General features: G+C 52.2%; 3 protein-coding genes. All 3 read left to right on the forward strand.

Features of this window, described 5'->3' with window-relative positions:
* Window positions 1-435 (forward strand): BRCT domain-containing protein (locus tag AC06ND_RS06135; RefSeq protein ID WP_475678114.1); only part of this gene is annotated, 435 nt, incomplete at its 5' end.
* 1 nt (window position 436) lies between these two features.
* Complete coding sequence (locus AC06ND_RS06140) at window positions 437-1,390, forward strand: YihY/virulence factor BrkB family protein (protein ID WP_475678115.1); 954 nt, start codon at window positions 437-439, stop codon at window positions 1,388-1,390.
* 9 nt (window positions 1,391-1,399) lie between these two features.
* A partial coding sequence (locus AC06ND_RS06145) for an HD domain-containing protein (protein ID WP_475678116.1) occupies window positions 1,400-2,352 on the forward strand: 953 nt, incomplete at its 3' end.

Genomic DNA, 2,352 nt, shown 5'->3' on the forward strand with positions numbered 1-2,352 from the left:
GTCGGTGAGGTCATCGCAGACAGCATACTCGCCTGGACCGCAGTCCCTCGCCATAGGGACATAGTCGAAAGGCTGCGCGAAGCCGGACTCAAGCTCAAGGTCGACGGACTCGTCGAGAAGGTTTCCGACGTGCTCGCAGGCCAGACAGTGGTAGTGACCGGTAACTTCTCGATCTCCCGTGACGCCGTGAAGAAGCTCGTCGAGGCCAACGGAGGAAAGAACGGTGCATCGGTCAGCAAGAAGACCTCATTCATACTCGCAGGCTCGAAGCCAGGTCCGGAGAAGATCAGGAAGGCGGACGAACTCGGAATCAGGATAGTGACCGAGGAGGAGTTCCTCTCGATGATCCCGGAGCAGGAAGTCATCCTGGATGACGCTGCCGAGCCAAAGACGACAGCAGAGATACCTGTGCAGGGAAATCTATTCGGATGGTAGGATGAACAACTGGAAGCGTACATATATCTCACTGAGGCCCGCCTTTACGAGCGACCTCTGGAAGATCGACTTGAAATCGATCTCTTCCGACGCGAGGAGACGATTCTTCAAGACGGTCAAGCTCGTGCGCTTCATCTTCACCGAGTTCAGGGAGCAGCACATGGGCTTCCAGTGCGTTGCGCTGAGCTATTTCGGATTCTTTGCACTAGTTCCTCTGCTTGCGACCATATTCTTCGTCAGCAAGGGTCTCGGTCTCTCGGACAAGATCCAGGAGCTTGCGCATGAATATGTGCATGCAGTCCAGCCTGAGCTCATCGATGTGCTCATCGACAAGGCAAACAACATCATCGACATCCTGATGTCCGGTCCGGTCGGATTCGTTTCCGGAGCCATCTTCCTATGGACCATCATCTGGCTGATGATCAACATCGAGCGTGTGTTCAACAATATCTACCGCACCAAGACCAACTACTGCGTCGAGCAGGTCAACCGAAAGGCATGGAAGAAGTCGCTGACCTATATCTCCCTACTCATCCTCATTCCTTTCATCGTGATCATCTTCGGTGCCGGCATCATGTTCTACACCTACCTCATCGATCTCACCGAATTCAGGATCATCGACGTCAAGGTGTTCAAGACGGTATTAAGCTGGCTCCTCTTCGGAGTTGTGGCTATCTTCACGATTTCCGCCATGTACAAGCTCATCCCTCAATATAAGATACGTTATAGATACGCGCTCATCAGCGCTGTGATATCCGGAGTCATTTTCACCGGTTTCCAGTTCCTCTACATCTCGACCCAGTTGTTCGTGACAAGATTGAGCGCTGTATACGGAATCCTCGCAGCGATCCCTCTCTTCATGACATGGATGAACTTCAGCTGGCAGATCATCATGTATGGCTGCATGCTCTGCAGAGGCTTCCACAACATTGATAGTTATAACCTCGAAGATTAGGACAGATAGATGGTATCGGAGTTTACTGAACAGGATTACGCCGTAATCAACGAAGCATACGAGGATCTCAAGGCATCGTCGTTGAAGCGCTGTTCCAACGAGCAGGAGCTCAAAGTGGTGCAGCAGGCCTTCGATTTTGCGAACAATGCCCACAAGAACGTGAGACGTCGTTCGGGAGAACCTTACATGCTCCATCCTATCGCTGTCGCCAAGATAGTGGTCAGCGACATCGGACTTGGCTACAAGTCCATCGCGGCCGCCCTTCTGCACGATGTCGTAGAAGATACCGATTACACGATTGATGACCTCCGAAACCTTTTCGGAGACAAGATAGCCTCGCTCGTGGACGGCCTCACCAAGATCAAGACCGTGCTCGACAAGGAAGACCAGGCAAAGACCGAGAGCATCCAGGCGGAGAACTTCAAGCGCATCCTCCTAACCCTGAACGACGATATCCGAGTCGTGCTCATCAAGCTTGCCGACCGTCTCCATAACTGTCGTACGATCGAGTTCATGCCGGAGTACAAGAGGGACAAGATCCTCAGCGAGACCATGTTCATCTTCATCCCTCTCGCCCATCGCCTCGGTCTCTACAGCATCAAGACTGAACTCGAGGACATCTGGCTCAGGTACAAGGAGCCGGACGCCTATGTCGATATCGCAGAACATGTGAACCAGGATGCCAATGCGAAGGCCAAGGAGCTCCAGGACTTCATGGAACCAATTGAGACTGCACTCAATCAGGCAGGCTTCTCGTTCGAGATAAAGAAGCGCGTGAAGACTCCATACTCGATATGGCATAAGATCCAGACCAAGGGCGTCACCATTGATCAGATATATGACCTCTACGCCGTAAGGATCATCTTCAATCCTGAGGCTACGACCATGTCGGGCACATACAAGGAAGACGAACGTGCGCAGTGCTACCACATATTCGCGCTTATCACGAGCATATACAAATA

The sequence above is a fragment of the Candidatus Cryptobacteroides sp. genome (assembly GCF_056207615.1).

Bases quoted from the DNA above. Each gene is read 5' to 3' on its own strand.
- AC06ND_RS06140 (WP_475678115.1), top strand. From the start codon at position 437: ATGAACAACTGGAAGCGTACATATATCTCACTGAGGCCCGCCTTTACG.